This is a genomic window from Streptomyces sp. NPDC006691 (genome assembly GCF_042869955.1).
Classification (GTDB): domain Bacteria; phylum Actinomycetota; class Actinomycetes; order Streptomycetales; family Streptomycetaceae; genus Streptomyces.
The window spans coordinates 326034-343395 of sequence record NZ_JBIAGW010000007.1; the positions used below are offsets into that span (position 1 = coordinate 326034).

The 17362-nt window shown below is 70.8% G+C and carries 16 protein-coding genes and 1 pseudogene; 9 read left to right on the forward strand and 8 right to left on the reverse strand.

Annotated elements, in window-relative coordinates; translation table 11 throughout:
• Window positions 1-79: 79 nt before the first annotated feature.
• The 5 genes and pseudogenes from ACFYNP_RS18935 (at window position 80) to ACFYNP_RS18955 (ending at window position 5342) form a co-directional block, all read left to right on the forward strand.
• Window positions 80-1165, forward strand: coding sequence for a phytanoyl-CoA dioxygenase family protein (locus tag ACFYNP_RS18935; protein WP_388406710.1), 1086 nt, complete (start codon window positions 80-82; stop codon window positions 1163-1165).
• Window positions 1147-2466 (forward strand): DUF6271 family protein, encoded by a 1320-nt coding sequence (locus tag ACFYNP_RS18940; RefSeq protein WP_388786571.1) that lies wholly within the window; start codon window positions 1147-1149, stop codon window positions 2464-2466. The genes ACFYNP_RS18935 and ACFYNP_RS18940 overlap by 19 nt, the downstream gene beginning before the upstream one ends.
• Window positions 2459-3622 (forward strand): annotated as a pseudogene (locus tag ACFYNP_RS18945) (type III PLP-dependent enzyme); the annotation flags it as partial. The gene ACFYNP_RS18940 and the pseudogene ACFYNP_RS18945, both read left to right, overlap by 8 nt.
• Window positions 3623-3631: 9 nt before the next feature.
• The gene (locus ACFYNP_RS18950) at window positions 3632-4150 is read left to right on the forward strand and encodes a GNAT family N-acetyltransferase (protein ID WP_388407027.1); all 519 of its coding nucleotides are present in this window, start codon (window positions 3632-3634) and stop codon (window positions 4148-4150) included.
• A 7-nt stretch (window positions 4151-4157) separates the two neighbouring features.
• Window positions 4158-5342, forward strand: coding sequence for an MFS transporter (locus tag ACFYNP_RS18955; RefSeq protein WP_388786574.1), 1185 nt, complete (start codon window positions 4158-4160; stop codon window positions 5340-5342).
• A 669-nt stretch (window positions 5343-6011) separates the two neighbouring features.
• Here ACFYNP_RS18955 and nagB read toward each other — a convergent pair.
• Together nagB and ACFYNP_RS18965 are read right to left on the reverse strand one after the other, a co-directional pair.
• Complete coding sequence (nagB, locus tag ACFYNP_RS18960; protein WP_100575040.1) at window positions 6012-6797, reverse strand: glucosamine-6-phosphate deaminase; 786 nt, start codon at window positions 6795-6797, stop codon at window positions 6012-6014.
• Window positions 6798-7041: 244 nt separating this feature from the next.
• Window positions 7042-7794 (reverse strand): SDR family oxidoreductase, encoded by a 753-nt coding sequence (locus tag ACFYNP_RS18965; RefSeq protein WP_388406718.1) that lies wholly within the window; start codon window positions 7792-7794, stop codon window positions 7042-7044.
• A gap of 102 nt (window positions 7795-7896) precedes the next feature.
• Between ACFYNP_RS18965 and ACFYNP_RS18970 the strand changes: the two genes are divergently transcribed.
• Window positions 7897-8508 carry a TetR/AcrR family transcriptional regulator gene (locus ACFYNP_RS18970; protein ID WP_388406721.1) on the forward strand — a complete coding sequence of 204 codons (612 nt, stop codon included), beginning with the start codon at window positions 7897-7899 and terminating at the stop codon, window positions 8506-8508.
• A gap of 302 nt (window positions 8509-8810) precedes the next feature.
• Complete coding sequence (locus ACFYNP_RS18975; protein WP_388786640.1) at window positions 8811-10277, forward strand: sensor histidine kinase; 1467 nt, start codon at window positions 8811-8813, stop codon at window positions 10275-10277.
• 193 nt (window positions 10278-10470) lie between these two features.
• Here ACFYNP_RS18975 and ACFYNP_RS18980 read toward each other — a convergent pair whose 3' ends face one another.
• Together ACFYNP_RS18980 and ACFYNP_RS18985 are read right to left on the reverse strand one after the other, a co-directional pair.
• Window positions 10471-10728: a WhiB family transcriptional regulator gene (locus tag ACFYNP_RS18980; RefSeq protein WP_004937597.1), complete on the reverse strand. Its 258-nt coding sequence runs from the start codon at window positions 10726-10728 to the stop codon at window positions 10471-10473.
• 320 nt (window positions 10729-11048) lie between these two features.
• Window positions 11049-12014, reverse strand: coding sequence for a diacylglycerol/lipid kinase family protein (locus ACFYNP_RS18985; protein ID WP_388406724.1), 966 nt, complete (start codon window positions 12012-12014; stop codon window positions 11049-11051).
• A 94-nt stretch (window positions 12015-12108) separates the two neighbouring features.
• On the opposite strand from ACFYNP_RS18985, the gene ACFYNP_RS18990 reads away from it, so the two are divergent.
• Window positions 12109-12543: a hypothetical protein gene (locus ACFYNP_RS18990; RefSeq protein WP_388406727.1), complete on the forward strand. Its 435-nt coding sequence runs from the start codon at window positions 12109-12111 to the stop codon at window positions 12541-12543.
• 187 nt (window positions 12544-12730) lie between these two features.
• On the opposite strand, the gene ACFYNP_RS18995 is transcribed toward ACFYNP_RS18990, so the two are convergent.
• From ACFYNP_RS18995 to ACFYNP_RS19005, 3 genes are all read right to left on the reverse strand, one after another.
• A complete protein-coding gene (locus ACFYNP_RS18995; protein ID WP_388786577.1) occupies window positions 12731-13681 on the reverse strand; it encodes an RNA polymerase sigma factor SigF in 951 nt (316 codons plus the stop codon).
• The gene (locus ACFYNP_RS19000; protein ID WP_161258184.1) at window positions 13678-14091 is read right to left on the reverse strand and encodes an anti-sigma regulatory factor; all 414 of its coding nucleotides are present in this window, start codon (window positions 14089-14091) and stop codon (window positions 13678-13680) included. The genes ACFYNP_RS18995 and ACFYNP_RS19000 overlap by 4 nt, the downstream gene beginning before the upstream one ends.
• A gap of 298 nt (window positions 14092-14389) precedes the next feature.
• The gene (locus ACFYNP_RS19005; protein WP_100575047.1) at window positions 14390-14650 is read right to left on the reverse strand and encodes a UBP-type zinc finger domain-containing protein; all 261 of its coding nucleotides are present in this window, start codon (window positions 14648-14650) and stop codon (window positions 14390-14392) included.
• A 56-nt stretch (window positions 14651-14706) separates the two neighbouring features.
• On the opposite strand from ACFYNP_RS19005, the gene ACFYNP_RS19010 reads away from it, so the two are divergent.
• On the forward strand, window positions 14707-16305 hold the full coding sequence (locus tag ACFYNP_RS19010; RefSeq protein WP_388406731.1) for a Na+/H+ antiporter: 1599 nt from the start codon (window positions 14707-14709) through the stop codon (window positions 16303-16305).
• A 156-nt stretch (window positions 16306-16461) separates the two neighbouring features.
• On the opposite strand, the gene ACFYNP_RS19015 is transcribed toward ACFYNP_RS19010, so the two are convergent.
• Window positions 16462-17343: a 1-aminocyclopropane-1-carboxylate deaminase/D-cysteine desulfhydrase gene (locus ACFYNP_RS19015; protein ID WP_388786580.1), complete on the reverse strand. Its 882-nt coding sequence runs from the start codon at window positions 17341-17343 to the stop codon at window positions 16462-16464.
• Window positions 17344-17362 lie beyond the last annotated feature (19 nt).

Sequence of the window (17362 nt, forward strand, 5' to 3'; positions counted from 1 at the left end):
CACGCCCGCGCCCGGGCCGCCTCCCCGCGCCGCCGGGGACCCGCTCAGCCACCGGCCATCCTGACCCTGGAGTGATCGCATGACGGCCCCCGACCGATATCTGTTCCGAGCCGCCTCGGACGTCCCCTACTTCAGCTCGGACGGCGGCGAGACCTACCTCGCCCGCACCCCGCTGCGGGACATCGAGAAGTCCCGCCCGCTGCGCGTCCTGTCCGAGGAGGACTTCGCGTTCTGGCAGACGTACGGCTACGTCGTCGTGAAGGAGGCCATCCCGGCCGAAGCCGCCCGGCGTCTGCTCGACTTCACCTGGGACTTCCAGGGCCTGGACCCCGAGCGGCCCGAGACCTGGTACTCCGAGGACCGCGAGTTCGCCACCGAGCTCGAACAGCACCTGCACGTCTACGGGTTCGTCGAGGCCTACCACCACCAGCTCCTGTGGGACAGCCGTCAGTCGCAGCGGGTCTACGACGCGTTCGCCGACGTGTGGGACTGCGAAGAGCTCTGGGTCACCCTCGACCGGCTCAACCTGAACCCGCCCAACATCAAGGACCGCGACCGCGCGCTGATCGAACCCACCGACAAGGGCTTCGACATCGAGCTGCACTGGGACGTCGACACCACGCTCGGCGTGCTGCCCCAGCGCGTGCAGGGGATCATCGCGCTCAACGACACCCAGGACGACCACGGCGGCTTCCAGTGCTCGCCCGAGCTGTTCCGCCGCTTCGACGAGTGGAGGATCGGCCAGCCCGCCGACCGGGACCCCATCAGGCCCGACGCCGACCGCTCCGAGTTCCCGGTCGTCCGGCCTCGGCTCAAGGCCGGTGACCTGCTGATCTGGAACGGCCTGCTCGCGCACGGCGTGGCCCGGAACACCTCTGACAACGGTGTCCGCGCGGTCCAGTACCTCTCGATGATGCCCGCCCTGGAGTCGGACCAAGAGGTGCGCAAGTCCCGCGTCGAATCCTGGCGCAGCCTCAGCACCCCGGACTGGAACAAGACGCTGGTCGGCGACGCCCGGCGGCACGAGTCCCTCAGGTACCCCACCGCCACCCTGAACGACCTCGGCGCCAAACTGCTCGGCCTCGAATCCTGGCACGCACAGGACGCGGCAGGACAGGACACCGAGCGGCCGACCGGAGACCAGTCATGCGCGCAATCTGCCTGACCCTGCCCACCAACCGGCCCTGCGCCGCCACGATCACGGCACTCGCCGACGAGGCCGCGTACGCCGTCGAGCACTTCGACGTCGAGGTCCACCTGCTGGTCCTGGACTCGTGCGCGGAGTCGATACGCGCCGAACACGCCGCGGCCATGGCTCAGTTGACACCGCACGAGCGGATCGTCATGCACCACCTCGACGAGGCGCGGCAGCGGGACTTCCTCCAGCGCGTCATCGAACGCGCCGGTGTCACCAAGCCCGATCTGCTGCTCGATCTGATGCTGCCCGCCGAGGTGTCGTACGGGGCCTGCACCAACCGTGCGTTCCTCATCGCGAGCGCGCTCGGCTGCTCCTCCGTGCACCGCCGCGACTCCGACAGTGTCTACCAGGTCCTGGACGGCGAGCCCGTCCACCCCATTCACCACGAGCTCCTCTCGCTCGGCAAGCGCGCGGTGGACGCCGTCCCCGACGTGACCCGCACCCGGCTCGACCCGGCCGACATCCACAAGCCGGTGGCCATGGTGGGCAGTTCTTTCGTGGGCGAGCTGTCGGTGGACATCGGCGAGATACGCGAGCTCGACCCGGCCCTCTACTACGAGGTCGTCGGCCTGTGGGCCGAGGAGGGGGCGTCCGCCGAGGAGCGGCGCGAGCTGGTCGACGAGTCCTTCGTCGGGGCCGGCACCGACCCGTTCACCCACGACGAGTCGACCCTGGGCACCCCCGACATCTGGCGCATCGACATGTGCAACATCGGCCTCGACCACGAGGTCTACGAGCGGGTGCCGCTGCCGCCCGCGACCAGCACCATCGGCAGCGACTACTTCCTGCTGCACCTGGTGCGCGACGCGACGCTGCCGGGTGTGGTGCACAACCGGAACATCGTGAACTACTACACCCCCGAGCGCCGGACCGGTGCCGGGTTCACCGCCTACCAGCTGCGGTTCGTCAAGTTCCTCCTGTCGATGCTCTACCTCTACCCCGTCTACACGGCGATGGAGGAGGCCCGCGGGTCACTGCTCGACGAGAACCACCACGTACGCGCCGCCGCCATCGGCGAGCTCGTCGGGCGCAGCACGGGCACGGACCGGGCCGAGAACATCCGCAGGCTCGACGTGGTCGACCGTTGTTACCGTCAACTGGGCGGCAGATACGCGGAGTTCGCCGACCACATCCTGCCGCTGCGCGAGCGGCTGCTCGACGAGGCGCAGGCCGACATGGAGGACTTCGCGCTGCTCATCGAGGCATGGGGTCCGCTGGTGGCGGCCAGCAGATCCGAGAGCCCGGCCCGGGGTGTCGACGATGCCTGAGAGCGCGGCCCTCAGAGCGGCCCTGGCCGCCGCCACCGACGACCGGATCTTCTTCGACCTCAGCGGCATCGAGGCCCAGTACGCGGCCCTGTTGCGGCAACTGCCGGGCATCGCGGTCCGCTTCGCCATGAAGGCGTGCCCGGTGGACGAGGTGCTCGGCGCCCTGGCCCGCCAGGGCGCGGGCTTCGACGCGGCCAGCCCCCGCGAGATCGAACAGGCCCTCGGCACGGGTGTGCCGGCCGAGCGGATCCACTACGGCAACACGATCAAGTCGGACGAGAACATCGCCGACGCCTTCCGGATGGGCATCCGTGACTTCGCGACCGACAGCGTCGAGGATGTCGCGGCGATCGCCCAACACGCCCCCGGAGCAAGGGTGTTCTGCCGTCTCGCCACCAGTGGCGAAGGCGCGCTGTGGGGCCTCAGCCAGAAGTTCGGCTGCTCGGCCGACGACGCCGTACGCGTCCTGGAAGCGGCACGCGACGCGGGCCTGACCCCGGCGGGCCTGTCGGTGCACGTCGGTTCGCAGCAGATGACCTCGGAGGCCTGGCGGGGCGCGCTGGACGATCTTGTCGACCTGGTGGCGGTCCTGGGCGGCCGCGGCATCCTGCTCGACCACATCAACCTCGGCGGCGGGCTGCCCGCCCTCGGCTGTCTCGACAAGCGGGGCCGGCCGCTGGAGCCGCCGCTGGACAAGATGTTCGCGGTGCTCCGCGAGGGCATGCAGCGCCTGCGCGAGGAGTCGGCGTCACCGCTGGCCTTCCTCATGGAGCCCGGCCGCCATCTGGTCGCCGACCACGGCGCCATCCGCGCCCGCGTCTCCCGCCTCTCCACCCGCCGCCAGCGCGACGGCGAGCGGCAGAGCTGGCTCTACCTGAGCTGCGGCAAGTTCAACGGCCTGTACGAGATGGACGAGTTGCAGTACCGCCTGGAGTTCCCGGGCCACGCCGGGGACCGTCATGTGCCGGCCGTGATCGCGGGCCCCACGTGCGACAGCGACGACGCCTACGACCACGAGTCCGGACGTGTCCAGGTCCCCGCAGGGGCGGCTTCCGGCGATCCGGTCTGGATCCACTCCTGCGGCGCGTACGCCGTGGGCTACACCACCCAGGGCTTCAACGGCTTCGACCCGCTGCCCTACACCTGCATCGGAGGTGCGGAGCGGATGCCTCCGTCGAACACCGGGCTGCTGCCGGACACGGACGTCGTCGTCCGCCCACTGGCCGAGCGCGACTGGGACGCGATCGTGGCCCTGGAAGCGGACGCCTACACCGAGGACGGCCTGTCCGAGGGCAGTGAAGCCCTCAAGTCCCGTTATTTCGACGGTACTTGCTTCGTCCTTGAGGAGTCCGGCCGAGTCGGCGGTTACCTCCTGGCGCTGCCCTACCCGCCCTTCTCCAGCCCGGACCTGAGCCGCGCCGAGGGGTCGGGCCACCCCTCGCCGAACCTCCACGCACATGACCTCGTCATCGCCGAGGACCTGCGCGGCCGGGGTCTCGGCCCCCGCCTGCTCACCCATCTCCGCGACACCGCGCGGGAGTTGGGCTACGAGCAGATCTCCCTGGTGGCCGTCAGAGGAGCCCACGTCCTGTGGGCCCAGCTCGGCTACCGCGCCCACCCCGAGGTCGAACTGCCGGAGAGCTACGGCACGAACGCGATGTACATGTCCATGGAAGTAGGCTGAAACGCGCATGTATCGCCTTCGCGATGAATACCGGCGGTCACAGGCGGCGATCGCGGCACTGTTCTGCTGTCTCGGTTTCCAGTACGCCACCTGGGTCTCGCGGATTCCCGCGCTGAAGACGAGGCTCGACCTGTCTGAGGCGGAACTGGGCCTGCTCCTCATGGTCTGCGGGGCCGGCGCGGCCATCTCCTTCCCGTTGGTGGCGGTCCTCACCAGGCGGTTCGGCTCCCGCCGGCTCGCGGTCGGGTCCGCCCTCGCGCTCGGGGCGGTCCTGCTGGCCCTGTCGGTCACGCCGAACTACGCGGTGACGCTGTTGATCGTCTGCTGCGACGGGGTCGCGGTCGGCTGTCTGAACGTCGCGATGAACGCGCAGGCGGCGGCGCTTGAGGTGAAGTACCAGCGGACCACGATGGCGAAGATGCACGCGACGTTCAGCGCCGGGTCGCTGTTCGCCGCGCTGCTCGCCTCCGGCGTCACCTCGCTCTCCTCGGCGCTGCCGGCCCACTTCCTCACGGCGACGGCACTGCTCGCGGCGCTGGTGCTCGCCGCGCGCGGAAATCTGCTGACGGAGGATCAACTCTCCTCAGGTACAGCTGAATCGCCGAATCCCAGCCCGACCGGAGAGAAGCGGAAGGGCTTGACCCTGCCGACCCGGGTGACGATCTGGATGGGGCTGGCGATGGCGTTCGGCACGGTGACCGAGGGCGCCATGAACGACTGGTCGGCGCTCTATCTGAAGGACACGGCGGGTGCGGCGGCGGAGCTGGCTCCGCTGGGCATCGCCGTGGTCTCGGTGATGATGGTCCTGGCCCGCCTCTTCGCCGACGGCTGGCGCACGAAGTGGGGCGACGAGCGGATCGTGCGGGTCGGCAGCGTGCTGGCCGGCGCGGGCCTCGCCCTCGCCCTACTGGCCGGTGGGGTGGTCCCGGCCCTGCTCGGGTTCGCCTGCGTCGGGCTCGGCATCGCGGCGGTGACGCCGTGCGTGTACGTGGCCGCGGCCCGCCAGGGCTCGGACGCCCTGGCGCTGGTCGCCGCGATGGGCACGACGGGGCTGCTCGGTGGCCCCGCGGTGATCGGCTTCATCGCGAACGGTACGAGTCTGGCGTGGGGGATGGGAGCGGTGGCGGCCTCGGCCCTGGTCGTCGCCCTGTGCAGCACCCGGATCCGCTTCCCGGCCCTGACCACGGCGTAACGGCCCCGCCGGTCCACGGTTCCGGGCGCGCCTGCGGCCCGGCGTGGCCCGGCCACGCATTTCCCCGCACCCCTGGGATGCGCAAGCGCCCTGAAGGGGCGCGGGGAAGTGCGCGACCAGCGGCGCATGGTCCGGGGGCGGCATCGGGGCTTTGAGGGGCGCGAGGAACTGCGCGAGCGCCCCAGCACGGTCCGAGGTCGAAGTCGGGCTTTTGAGGGTGCGAGGAACTGCGCGATCAGCCACGCGCGGCCCGGGGATGAAGGCCTGTTTTTGGGGCGCGGGGAACTGCGCGAACGGCCCAGCACGGTCCGAGGTCGAAGTCGGGCTTTTGAGGGTGCGAGGAACTGCGCGATCAGCCACGCGCGGCCCGGGGAGGAAGGCCTGTTTTTGGGGCGCGGGGAACTGCGCGAGCGCCCCAGCGCGGTCCGAGGTCGAAGTCGGGCTTTTGAGGGTGCGAGGAACTGCGCGATCAGCCACGCGCGGCCCGGGGATGAAGGCCTGTTTTTGGGGGCGCGGGGAACTGCGCGAACGGCCCAGCACGGTCCGCGGGCGGAGTCGGGGCTTTTGGGGGCGTGGGGAACTGCGCGATCAGCCACGCGCGGTGCAAGGGTGAAGCCGGGTTCAGGGGCGCGGGGCCGCGCCTAAGGCGGCCCCGGGCCCGGGCGGGGGCTAGAGCCCCTGCCACACCGGCTTGTTCGTGAAGGTGTGCCGGAAGTACGGCGCGAGCTTCAGCTTGGACGCAGCCGCCTCGTCCACGACAACCGTCGCGTGCTGGTGCAGCTGGAGCGCCGAGGCGGGCACCACCGCGGCGACCGGCCCCTCGACGGTCTGCGCGACCGCCTCGGCCTTGCCCTCACCCGTCGCGAGCAGCACCAGGTGCCGCGCCTCCAGGATCGTGCCGATGCCCTGGGTGATCACGTGGTGCGGCACCTGCTCGATGTCGTCGTCGAAGAAGCGCGCGTTGTCGACCCGGGTCTGCTCGGTCAGCGTCTTGATCCGCGTACGCGAGGCGAGCGAGGAGCAGGGCTCGTTGAAGCCGATGTGCCCGTCCGTGCCGATGCCCAGGATCTGGAGGTCGACCCCGCCGGCCGAGGCCAGCGCCAGGTCGTACGCCTCGCACGCGGCCTGGACGTCCTCGGCGGAGCCGTCCGGCCCGATGAAGGAGTCCGCGCCGAGCCCGAGCGGCTCGACGACCTGGCGGATCACGGTGGCGCGGTAGGACTCGGGGTGCCCGGCCGGCAGCCCCACGTACTCGTCGAGCTGGCACACACGGGCCCGCGAAACGTCCACGTCACCGGCGGAGACCTTCGCGGTCAGCGCGTCGTAGATCGGAATCGGGGTCGAGCCGGTGGCCACCCCGAGCAGCGCGTCGGGCTTGCGGCGCCACAGGGCGGCGATCGACTCCGCGATGAGCTCGCCGCCTGCCTTGGCGTCCGGGACGATGACAACTTCCACGTGGGCCTGCCGATCTGGAGACGTGAAACTACAACGGGCGTGGTATAGACCAATCTAGCAGAGTGACGGCCCCGAGGAGCAGGCTGGCGCCTGCTCCCATGGTCGGCCGCCCGGGTTGCCGGAACGCATACGAAGACGGCCATTCGGAGGCATGGCACATGTCCGGAGTGCGGCCGGAGGGGCACCCCGGCGCCGGCCCGTCGGCCGGTGGTGCCCCCGGTCCCGCCGGCCGACGCACCCGGTCCTAGGCGATCACGCCACCGGTCGCGTCCAGCCACTGGCCGGTGATCCAGCGCCCGTCCGAGGAGGCCAGGAACGCCACGGCGTCCGCGATGTCGGACGCCTCGCCGACCCGGCCGAGCGGCGACATGGCGGCCGTCGCCGCCCAGGCGTCGTCGTTGCCGCGCAGCCAGCCCGCATTGACGTCGGTGTCGACGACCCCGGGCGCCACCGAGTTCACGGTGATCCCGCGCGGGCCGAGGAGCTTCGACAGGTTCCGGGTGAACACGTCGAGCGCGCCCTTGGTCATCGCGTAGGTGAGCGTCTCCGGCATCAGGGCCGCGCGCGAGAGCCCGCTGGAGATGTTGACGACGCGGCCGCCGTCGCGCAGCCGGGTCAGGCCGAGCTGCGTCACGAAGAACGGGGCCTTGGAGTTGACCGCGAAGAACCGGTCGTAGGCCTCCTCGGAGACCTCGCCGAACGGTATGGGGTACCCCACCCCGGCGTTGTTCACCAGGATGTCGACCCCGTCGGCCTGCCGGTCGAAGGCCTCCCACAGGGCGGCCGCGTCCCCCGGAACCCCCAGCTCCTGGCCGATCGCGAAGGCGGAGCCGCCCGCCTCCTCGATGGCGGCGACCGTCTCCTTGGCCGCCACCTCGTTCGTGCCGTAGTGCACGGCCACCCGCGCCCCGTCCCGGCCGAGGCGCTCGGCGATCCCCCGCCCGATGCCCCTGCTGCCGCCCGTGACCAGTGCCGTCTTTCCGTCGAGCGAGCCCATGGCCGCGCTCCTTCCACCCCGAAGATTTATGTAGCGGTCGCTACGGAAATGAACCTAGCACATTCTTTAGTGGGCGCTACAGAAGCGGGGTAGGATCGGCGCATGGCGACGAAACAGCGCGGCCGCCCCCGCTCCTTCGACCGGGACAAGGCCCTGGAGCAGGCCACGATGGAGTTCTGGCGGCACGGGTACGAGGTGACCTCGGTCGCCGATCTGACCCGGGCCATGGGCATCGGCGCACCCAGCCTGTACGCCGCCTTCGGCGACAAACGGACCCTCTTCGAGGAGGTCCTGACCGCTTACGGGGCGACCTACGGCGCTTTCTCGGCGAGGGCCCTGGCCGAGGAGCCGACCGCCCGCCGGGCCGTCGCCCGCCTGCTCCGCGAGGCCGCCGCCGAGTTCACCGACCCGGCGCACCCGTACGGCTGCCTGGTCATCAGTGCCGCGGCCAACTGCACCACGGACGCCGTCAGCGCGGGCCTGCGTGAGCAGCGGAACGCCAGTCTGGACGTCATCGAGAGCCGGATCGCCGCGGACATCGCCGCCGGGCACCTGCCCGAGGGCACCGACGCGCGCGCGCTCGCCCGGTTCAGCGGAGCGGTCTTCCAGGGCATGTCCCAGCAGGCCCGCGACGGGGCCGGGCGCGCCGAGCTCGAAGCCGTGGCCGAGGCCGCCATGCTGGCCTGGCCTTCCGAGCGGACACGGACGCACTGAGGGTTGCGGGAGGCGGCCCGGCGCGGAATATTGCGGGGTGCAGACGGATGGACAGGGCAGAATGGTCTAGTCCACAATGAACACATCGAGCTTCCGCCCACCCCGCACAGGCGGGCGGGACCGAGGCCCCGGCGCTCTCTGCCCTGACCGCGCCGTGACCTCTCTTGAGGCCGGAGGGACCGCACACCCGCCGGCCGGCAATCGGGCTGCGGTGCCCGGACGGGCTGAGGGTCCTGTCCTGGCGCCGCGGCCCGCAGTCATTTCTTGTCCTGGTACGCGGGTACGCTCACAGCGTGCCCTCCATGAATGACCTCGTACGCCAGCACACCGCTCTGAGTGAGTCCGACCTGGAGTGGCTCCATCTGCTGGTCTCGGAGTGGCAGCTGCTCTCCGACCTCTCCTTCGCCGACCTCGTCCTGTGGGTGCCCACCCTGGACGGCACGCGCTATGTGTCGGTCGCGCAGATGCGGCCCAACACCGGCCCCACCTCCTACCAGGACGACATGGTGGGCCACCTGGTGCCGCGCGGCCGGCGCCCGCTCCTGGACGCCGCGCTCGACGAGGGCCGCATCGTGCGCGAGGGCGACCCGGAGTGGCGCGAGGAGGTGCCGGTCCGCGTGGAGTCGATCCCGGTGCGCCGGGAGGGGCGGGTCCTCGGCGTCATCGCGCGCAACACCAACCTGCTCACCGTGCGTACGCCCTCGCGCCTGGAGCTCACCTACCTTCAGTCCGCCTCCGACCTCGCGCAGATGATCGCCGCCGGATCCTTCCCGTTCCCCGGCCAGCAGGTCGACATGGACGCCTCGCCGCGCGCCGGCGACGGCCTGCTCCGGCTGGACGCGGACGGCATCGTCCAGTACGCCTCGCCCAACGCGCTCTCCGCCTACCACCGGCTCGGCCTCGCCTCCGACCTCGTCGGCCAGCACCTCGGCCAGCTGACCTCCGACCTCGCGCCCGCCCGCGGCCCGGTCGACGAGGCCATCGTCAAGCTCGCCAGCGGATACGCGCCGAGGGAGGCCGAGGTCGAGGGCAACGGCGGGGTGATCCAGCTGCGCGCCATCCCGCTGAAGCCCAAGGGCACGCGCATCGGCTCCCTCGTGCTGCTGCGCGATGTGACCGAACTGCGCCGCCGCGAGCGGGAGTTGATCACCAAGGACGCGACCATCCGGGAGATTCACCACCGGGTGAAGAACAACCTCCAGACGGTCGCGGCCCTGCTCCGCCTCCAGGCCCGCCGGATGGACTCCGACCAGGGCCGCGAGGCCCTCAACGAGGCGGTCCGGCGCGTCGGTTCGATCGCCATCGTGCACGAGACGCTCTCGCAGAACCTGGACGAGCGCGTCGAGTTCGACGAGATCGCCGACCGGGTCCTCGCCATGGTGGCCGAGATCTCGCCCGGCAAGGTCAACTGCCGCCGCACCGGCCGCTTCGGCATACTCGACGCCGAGGTCGCCACCCCGCTGGCCATGGTCCTGACCGAGGTGTTGCAGAACGCGCTGGAGCACGCGTTCGCGCCGGGGGAGCAGGGTTCGGTGGAGGTCTCGGCGCTGCGCGGCGGCACCCGCGAGGAGTCCCGGCTGCTGATCACCGTGCGGGACGACGGCCGGGGACTGCCCGACGGATTCGACGCCCAGCGCACCGGCAATCTGGGCCTGCAGATCGTACGGACGCTGGTGGAAGGGGAGTTGGGCGGAAGTTTCGACATGGTGCCGGCGCCCGACCGCGGCACGAAGGTCGTGCTCGACATCCCGGTGGGCCCCGAGAAGTAGCGGGTACCCCGCGCCCCACGGCGTACACCCACCGGCTCACCCGCACCGGCGTGCACACAGCAGCGAGCCCCGAACCGTGAGACACGGTTCGGGGCTCGAATGCTGTGGGTTACTGCTGCGCGCTGCGGCTCGGGGGGCGGTGAGTGCGTACGCTCTGTACGCGCCGCGCGTTGCTAAGGCGGGAAGTGGGGGCTCAGGCGGTCGCGTTGCGCGCCCGGTTGCGAGCGGCACGGCGCTTCATCGCGCGGCGCTCGTCCTCGCTGAGGCCACCCCAGACGCCGGAGTCCTGGCCGGACTCAAGCGCCCACTGCAGGCACTGCTCCATGACGGGGCAGCGGCGGCAGACGGCCTTGGCTTCCTCGATCTGCAGCAGCGCAGGACCGGTGTTGCCGATGGGGAAGAACAGCTCGGGGTCTTCCTCACGACAAACGGCGTTGTGACGCCAGTCCATGGCTGCTACCTCTCTTGGTGTTACGTGCAGGGGGGTGCTTGTGAATGTGAACGCTTTCACGAATCCCTCAACAAGGGAAGGGCCATCTTCCAGTTGGACTGGTGGTGGTCCTTGATTGAGGAGGGGTTCTGGCTTTCAGTGGAGGCCGGTGTTGCGGGCCGTCCCGATCGCCATGTAGAGATTCGCAAACCTCGGCGGCGGATACAACCCCTTCAGGAAAGTTTTTTTGGATTCCTCGGTGTCGACTGGGTCACAGTCGTACTTCCATGGGGTGGATGCCAGCCTAAACGTTCGAGTGAAAGGACTTTGGGCCCTTCCACTCACACAATCACACGCAGTGCACGGCGTACGCCTGTGAACGCCACGCTCGTACGCAGACCAAGGTGGTCGCCGTCCATCTGGAAGGGGAGCGGGGCCTTGGAATGCAAGGTGAAGTCCGTCAGGTCGTGCAGTGATACGGCGTGCTTGCCGTGCGGACCCCGATCGGGGGTCGAAGTGAGCAGCTGGGTCGCGTAACGGGTCGCCGTGGGCGTGGTCATCTTCGTCAGGGCCAGGACGTCCAGGGCCGCCTCGAAGGAGGCCTCGGGGGACGCGTACAGCGGACGATTGCCCAGGTAGGTGTAGGGGGAGGTGTTGCAGACTATCGAGAGGACAAGATCCTCGACGGGCTCGGCGCCGGGCCGCTCCAGCGTGATCTGGCCGTGTCTGCGATGGGGTTCGCCGAAGAACTGGCGCGCCACCTGGCGCAAATAGAGCGCGTGTGTGGAGCGCTTGCCGCGCTCCCTCTGCTGTTCGACCCGGCCCACCACACCCGCGTCGAATCCGAACCCGGCACAGAAAGTGAACCAGCGTTCCGGTACGCCCTCGTCGACGGTGCCGGCCACTCCGGATGCGAGACCCAGACTCACCGTGCGGCTGCGGTCCTCGCGCAGCGCGTCGAGAATGACACCGGTCGACTCCACAGCGTCATTGGGCAGACCGAGTGCCCGCGCGAACACATTCGTCGACCCGCCGGGAACCACGGCGAATTCGGGGAGTTCGGGGCTCGGCCCGTTGTGCAGCAGACCGTTCACGACCTCGTTGACCGTGCCGTCACCACCGAGCGCCACCACGAGATCGATGTCATTGCTCTCGGCGGCCCGCCGGCCGAGGTCCTTCGCGTGCCCGCGGTACTCGGTGGTGACCGCTTCCAGCTTCATCTCGCTGGCCAGCGCGTGGATCAGGACGTCACGCGTACGCGCACTGGTGGTGGTAGCCGCCGGGTTGACCACGAGAAGTGCACGCATGGGCGCCAGACTACCTACCGAGGGGTACCGAGGCGCACCTGGGCCGGACCGCCCGCCCCGGGGCGGGCCCCCGCGACCGGGCTACCCTGGCCGGGTGAGTACTGAGCAGACCCCCGAAGCCCCCGCCGAACCGCGCCCCGGCCGGCTGACCGCCGCGGCGGCAGTGTCCGCGCTGGAAGGGCTCGCCCTGGTCGCCGGTGGCCTCTTCATGCTCGTGCTGGGCCTGACCGGCAAGCCCGACAAGCCCACCCAGGCCGAAATGGGCGGCCTGACGCTGGTGGTGCTCGGCCTGATCCCGCTGATCGCCGCCCGCGGGCTGCTGCGCCGTCGCAGCTGGAGCCGGGGCCCCGCCATGATCACCCACATCATGGCGCTGCCCGTGGCCTGGATGTTCCTCAACTCCGACGGGGCGCCCTGGATCCCGGCCGGCATCGCGCTCGCCGCTGTCGCCGTCACCGGTCTTGTGCTCCTGGTGAACCCGGCGACCACGCAGGCGCTGGGCATCCGCGGGCCGATGCGGGACGCGTAGCACGGAGGGGTCCGCGGGCACGCCCCCGGACCCCGGCCTCTCCCGGTGAAGGAGCGGTCGGCCGCGCCCTGCACGAGAAGCGCCGCGCCCTTCATGAGGAGCGGCCCGGAAGCCGCCGCTCCTCCACGGCAAGCTGCTCCGCGACAAGCGGCTACTCCTCCACGGCAAGCTGCTCCACGGCAAGCGGCTACTCCTCCACGAGGAGCCTCTCCCGCAGCTGGGCCAGTGTGCGGGCAAGCAGTCGCGAGACGTGCATCTGCGAGATGCCGACCTCCTGCGCGATCTGCGACTGGGTCATGTTGCCGAAGAACCGAAGCAACAAGATCCGCTTCTCTCGCGGCGGCAGGTCCTCAAGCAGCGGCTTGAGGGACTCGCGGTACTCGACGCCTTCGAGCGCCTCGTCCTCCGCGCCGAGGGTGTCCGCGACCGCGGGCGACTCGTCGTCCGTGTCCGGCACGTCGAGGGAGAGCGTGGAATAGGCGTTGGCCGACTCCAGGCCCTCCAGGACCTCTTCCTCCGAGATGCCGAGCCGCTCGGCCAGTTCGTGCACCGTGGGCGAACGGCCGTGCTGCTGGGACAGCTCCGCCGTCGCCGTGGTGAGCGCGAGCCGCAGCTCCTGGAGCCGGCGCGGCACCCGCACCGCCCAGCCCTTGTCGCGGAAGTGCCGCTTGATCTCGCCGACGACGGTGGGGGTCGCGTACGTCGAGAACTCGACGCCCCGCTCGGGGTCGAACCGGTCCACCGACTTGATCAGACCGATCGTGGCGACCTGCGTCAGATCGTCGAGCGGCTCACCACGGTTGCGGAAGCGCCGGGCCAGATGCTCGACCAGTGGCAGGTGCATCCGTACCAGCTGATTGCGCAGTTCCGCCTTCTCGGCCGAGCCGTCGGGCAGCTTGCGCAGCTCGATGAACATCGCCCGCGCCCCGCTGCGATCGTGGGGATCGTGATGCCTGTGCTCGATGTGCTCGCTCATAAGGGCCGCCCGCTCTGCCTGCTCCGCCGCGTACAAAACGCCATCTGGGCCATCCACAGGGCTGTCCACCGGGTGCGGCCGGGCCTGCTGCTCCGGAATGCCCACGGGGCGTACCGCTTCCGGAGTGCGCTCGCCGTCCCGCACCGGACCCTCCCCGCTCACGCCGGTCCGGGTCCCGCGCCGCGCTGTTTGTACAGGCTGATGGAGACCGTACGGTCCTCGGCCACGGTGGATTCGACCTTGCCGGCCAGGGCGGAGAGCACCGTCCACGCGAAGGTGTCGCGCTCCGGGGCCCGGCCGTCGGTGGTCGGCGCCGAGACGGTGACCTCCAGGGAGTCGTCCACGAGGCGGAAGACGCAGCTCAGTACGGAACCTGGAACGGCCTGCTGGAGCAGGATCGCGCAGGCCTCGTCGACCGCGATGCGCAGGTCCTCGATCTCGTCGAGGGTGAAGTCCAAACGTGCCGCGAGTCCGGCCGTGGCCGTACGCAGCACCGACAGGTAGGCACCCGCGGCCGGCAGCCGGACTTCCACGAAGTCCTGATTCCCGGGCTCGCCTGCGATCTGGGACACCCTCACCTCCAAGGTGGCACAAGCTCTGTCGAGGCCCAAGGAGGGGGGAGGTCCCGGGGCCGTGGGTACGGGGTCCGTACCTGGACTGGCGACGCTATCGCGATCCATGGTGCCCTGTCGCCGGGAGCTCTCCCGGCGGCTGTCACTCATGGTAAGCCTATGAGTACGGACAGTGGCTAGAGGTTTGCAGTGCCCAATTGCGGTGAAGCGGGACCGGGTTGACGTACCCAGGCGCCGGGCGCTTCGAACCTTCCCGCACGTCCCTCGCGCATCGGACGTGGAACGCGGGAGGTCACTCTCACACCAGCAGGCCGTCCACGAAGCACCAGCGCCAGCTCTCGCCGGGCTCGAAGGTCCGCATCACCGCGTGACCGGTCTCCTTGAAGTGGCCCGTGGCGTGCTGGTGCGGCGAGGAGTCGCAGCAGCCCACGTGCCCGCAGACCAGACACAGACGCAGTTGCACGGGGTGCGTACCGTCCTTCAGGCACTCCGGGCAGGTGTCGTTCAGCGGGGCCGGCTCGGGGCGCGGCAGTTCTGCAACGTGCGGACACTCGCTCATGATGGCCAGGTTACGACGGAGCGCGGGGCGCTGGTGGACGGGGACGGACGGATCTGATGGATGCATTGCCGCTGGTGGGGCTGATCGCGGCGAGCGCGGCGGTCGCGGGGGCCGCCCGCAGGACGCCGGTACCCGCGCCCCTGCTCCTGGTGGCGGTGGGACTGATCGGGGCGTACGTGCCCGGGGTGCCCGCCTACACCCTCGACCCGCACGTCGTGCTGCCGCTCGTGCTGCCGCCGCTGCTGCACACGGCCGCCCTGGAGAGCTCCTACCTCGATCTGCGGGCCAACCTGCGGCCGGTGGCGCTGCTTTCGGTCGGCTACACGCTGTTCGCGACGGTGGCGGTGGGGTATCTCGCCTACCTCCTCGTGCCCGATCTGCCGCTGACGGCCGCGCTGGTGCTCGGAGCGGTGATCGCGCCGCCGGACGCCGTCGCCGCCACCGCCATCGCGCGCCGACTGCGGCTGCCGAGCCGCATCACCACGATCCTCCAGGGCGAGTCCCTGGTGAACGACGCGACCGCGATCACCGCGTACAAGGTGGCGCTCGCGGCCGCCGTCGGCGCGGGCGCCACCTGGGGCGGCGGGATCAAGGAGTTCGCGCTCGCCTCGATCGGCGGCGTCGGGGTGGGGCTCGTCCTGATGCTGCCGCTCCACTGGCTGCGCCGCCATCTGCGCGAGGCGCTCCTCCAGAACACGTTGTCGCTGCTCATCCCGTTCGTCGCGTACGCGGCGGCCGAGCAGGTCGGGGCGTCCGGGGTGCTGGCCGTCGTGGTGGTCGCCCTCTACCTCGGCCACCGGTCCTGGCAGGTGGACTTCGCCACCCGGCTCCAGGAGGAGGCGGTCTGGAAAATGGTCTCCTTCCTCCTCGAATCGGCGGTGTTCGCGCTGATCGGACTGCAAATGCCGGTGGTTCTCAGGGGACTTGGGGAGTACGGGGTCGGCGAGGCGGTCTGGTACGCGATCGGGGTGTTCGTCCTGGTGGTGCTGGCCCGCTTCGTCTGGGTCTTCCCGGCGACGTTCCTGCCGCGCGCCCTGTCCGAGAAGATCCGGCGCCGAGAGCCGGAGACGGACTGGACGGCGCCGGTGATCGTGGGGTGGGCCGGGATGCGCGGGGTGGTCTCGCTGGCCATCGCCTTCTCGATCCCGCTGACGACGGCGGACGGTTCGGCCTTCCCGGCTCGCAATCTGGTGCTGTTCCTGACCTTCACCACGGTCATCGGCACGCTGGTCGTGCAGGGCCTCACCCTGCCGCCGCTGATCCGGCTCCTGAAACTGCCCGGGCGGGACACCCAGGCCGAGACGCTGGCCGAGGCGCAGGCCCAGAGCGAGGCGTCCCAGGCGGCCGAGGCGCGCCTGGACGAGCTGCTCGCCGACCCGCGCAGCACGCTGCCGCCGCCGCTCGCGGACCGGCTGCGGACGGTCCTTGAACGGCGACGCAACGCGGTGTGGGAGCGGCTCGGGGCGGTCAATGAGGTGACGGGGGAGTCGGCGGACGCGACGTACCGGCGGTTGTCGCGGGAGATGATCGAGGCGGAGCGGAAGGTGTTCGTGGCCCTGCGGGACGATCGCCGCATTGACGACGAGATGATGCGGACGCTGCTGCGCAGGCTGGACCTGGAAGAGGCGGCGGCCTACCGCGACGCCGACACCTGACCCCCCTGGGGGTGTCTGCGCACCCGCCCGCCAGTTGCCCGGCGACGCATGGGGGTCACCTACAGGGGCGCGGGGAACAGCGCGACCAGCCACGCACGGTCCGCGGCCGAATTCGCATCCCGGCCCGCGCATCCCGGCCCGGCCGGGTGGGGCGATTCACGGGCGGCCAGTGATGACCGCCGCCAGCGTCGTGCCCGGGGCGAAGACCCCCTCCTCCGTCAGCGCGAGCAGCGCGAACAGCAGCTTCGCCACATACACCCGCTCCACCCCCACCCCGTGCCGCCCCTCGAAGTCCCGCGCGAACGCGTCGAGTTCGGGGGGTACACGCCCGTACCCCCCGAAGTGGAAGCCGTCGGCCAGGCTCCAGGCGCCCCGGGGCCCGCCGAAGGCCGCGTGCTGGAGGGCGCGGACCTCCGCATCGAGGAAGCCGCCCTTCAGGACCGGCACGCCGATGGCCCGCTGGGCGGGGGCGAGGCCCGCGGCGAGGCCCGCCAGGGTTCCGCCGGTGCCGCAGGCCACCGCGGCCACGTCCGTCAGACCGCGCAGCTCCGCCCCCAGCTCCGTACAGCCCCGCACCGCGGGGGAGTTGCTGCCGCCCTCCGGCACGACGTACGCCCGGGGCGCGAGGAGGTCCAGGAGGCCCGCCAGGACCGCCGGGTCGGACTTGCGGCGGTAGGTCGCGCGGTCCACGAAGTGGAGCCGCATGCCGTCCGCCGCACACCGTGCGAGCGATGCGTTGAGCGGCCGGCCGGCCAGCTCGTCCCCCCGTACGACGCCGAACGTGGGGAAGCCGAGGAGCCGCCCCGCCGCGGCCGTCGCGCGGAGGTGGTTGGAGTAGGCGCCGCCGAAGGTGAGGACCGGCCGGCCGGCCGCGGCGCGCAGGTTCGGCGCCAGCTTGCGCCACTTGTTGCCGATCAGATCGGGGTGGATCAGATCGTCCCGCTTGAGCAGCAGCCGCACCCCGTACCGGGCGAAGCGCTCGTCCGTCACCTCCTGGAGGGGGGAGGGGAGGCGGGGGGTGAGCGCTTCCGGGGTCATGCACCCATTGTCACGTCAG

What these genes read in the sequence shown, in the direction of transcription:
- ACFYNP_RS19005 (WP_100575047.1), bottom strand. Translation starts at nt 14,650, where the DNA reads ATGAGCGAGTGTCCGCACGTTGCAGAACTGCCGCGCCCCGAGCCGGCC.
- ACFYNP_RS18970 (WP_388406721.1), top strand. Translation starts at nt 7,897, where the DNA reads ATGGCGACGAAACAGCGCGGCCGCCCCCGCTCCTTCGACCGGGACAAG.
- ACFYNP_RS18985 (WP_388406724.1), bottom strand. Translation starts at nt 12,014, where the DNA reads ATGCGTGCACTTCTCGTGGTCAACCCGGCGGCTACCACCACCAGTGCG.
- ACFYNP_RS18940 (WP_388786571.1), top strand. Translation starts at nt 1,147, where the DNA reads ATGCGCGCAATCTGCCTGACCCTGCCCACCAACCGGCCCTGCGCCGCC.
- ACFYNP_RS18935 (WP_388406710.1), top strand. Translation starts at nt 80, where the DNA reads ATGACGGCCCCCGACCGATATCTGTTCCGAGCCGCCTCGGACGTCCCC.
- ACFYNP_RS19015 (WP_388786580.1), bottom strand. Translation starts at nt 17,343, where the DNA reads ATGACCCCGGAAGCGCTCACCCCCCGCCTCCCCTCCCCCCTCCAGGAG.
- ACFYNP_RS18975 (WP_388786640.1), top strand. Translation starts at nt 8,811, where the DNA reads ATGAATGACCTCGTACGCCAGCACACCGCTCTGAGTGAGTCCGACCTG.
- ACFYNP_RS18980 (WP_004937597.1), bottom strand. Translation starts at nt 10,728, where the DNA reads ATGGACTGGCGTCACAACGCCGTTTGTCGTGAGGAAGACCCCGAGCTG.
- ACFYNP_RS18965 (WP_388406718.1), bottom strand. Translation starts at nt 7,794, where the DNA reads ATGGGCTCGCTCGACGGAAAGACGGCACTGGTCACGGGCGGCAGCAGG.
- ACFYNP_RS18950 (WP_388407027.1), top strand. Translation starts at nt 3,632, where the DNA reads ATGCCTCCGTCGAACACCGGGCTGCTGCCGGACACGGACGTCGTCGTC.
- ACFYNP_RS18955 (WP_388786574.1), top strand. Translation starts at nt 4,158, where the DNA reads ATGTATCGCCTTCGCGATGAATACCGGCGGTCACAGGCGGCGATCGCG.
- ACFYNP_RS19010 (WP_388406731.1), top strand. Translation starts at nt 14,707, where the DNA reads ATGGATGCATTGCCGCTGGTGGGGCTGATCGCGGCGAGCGCGGCGGTC.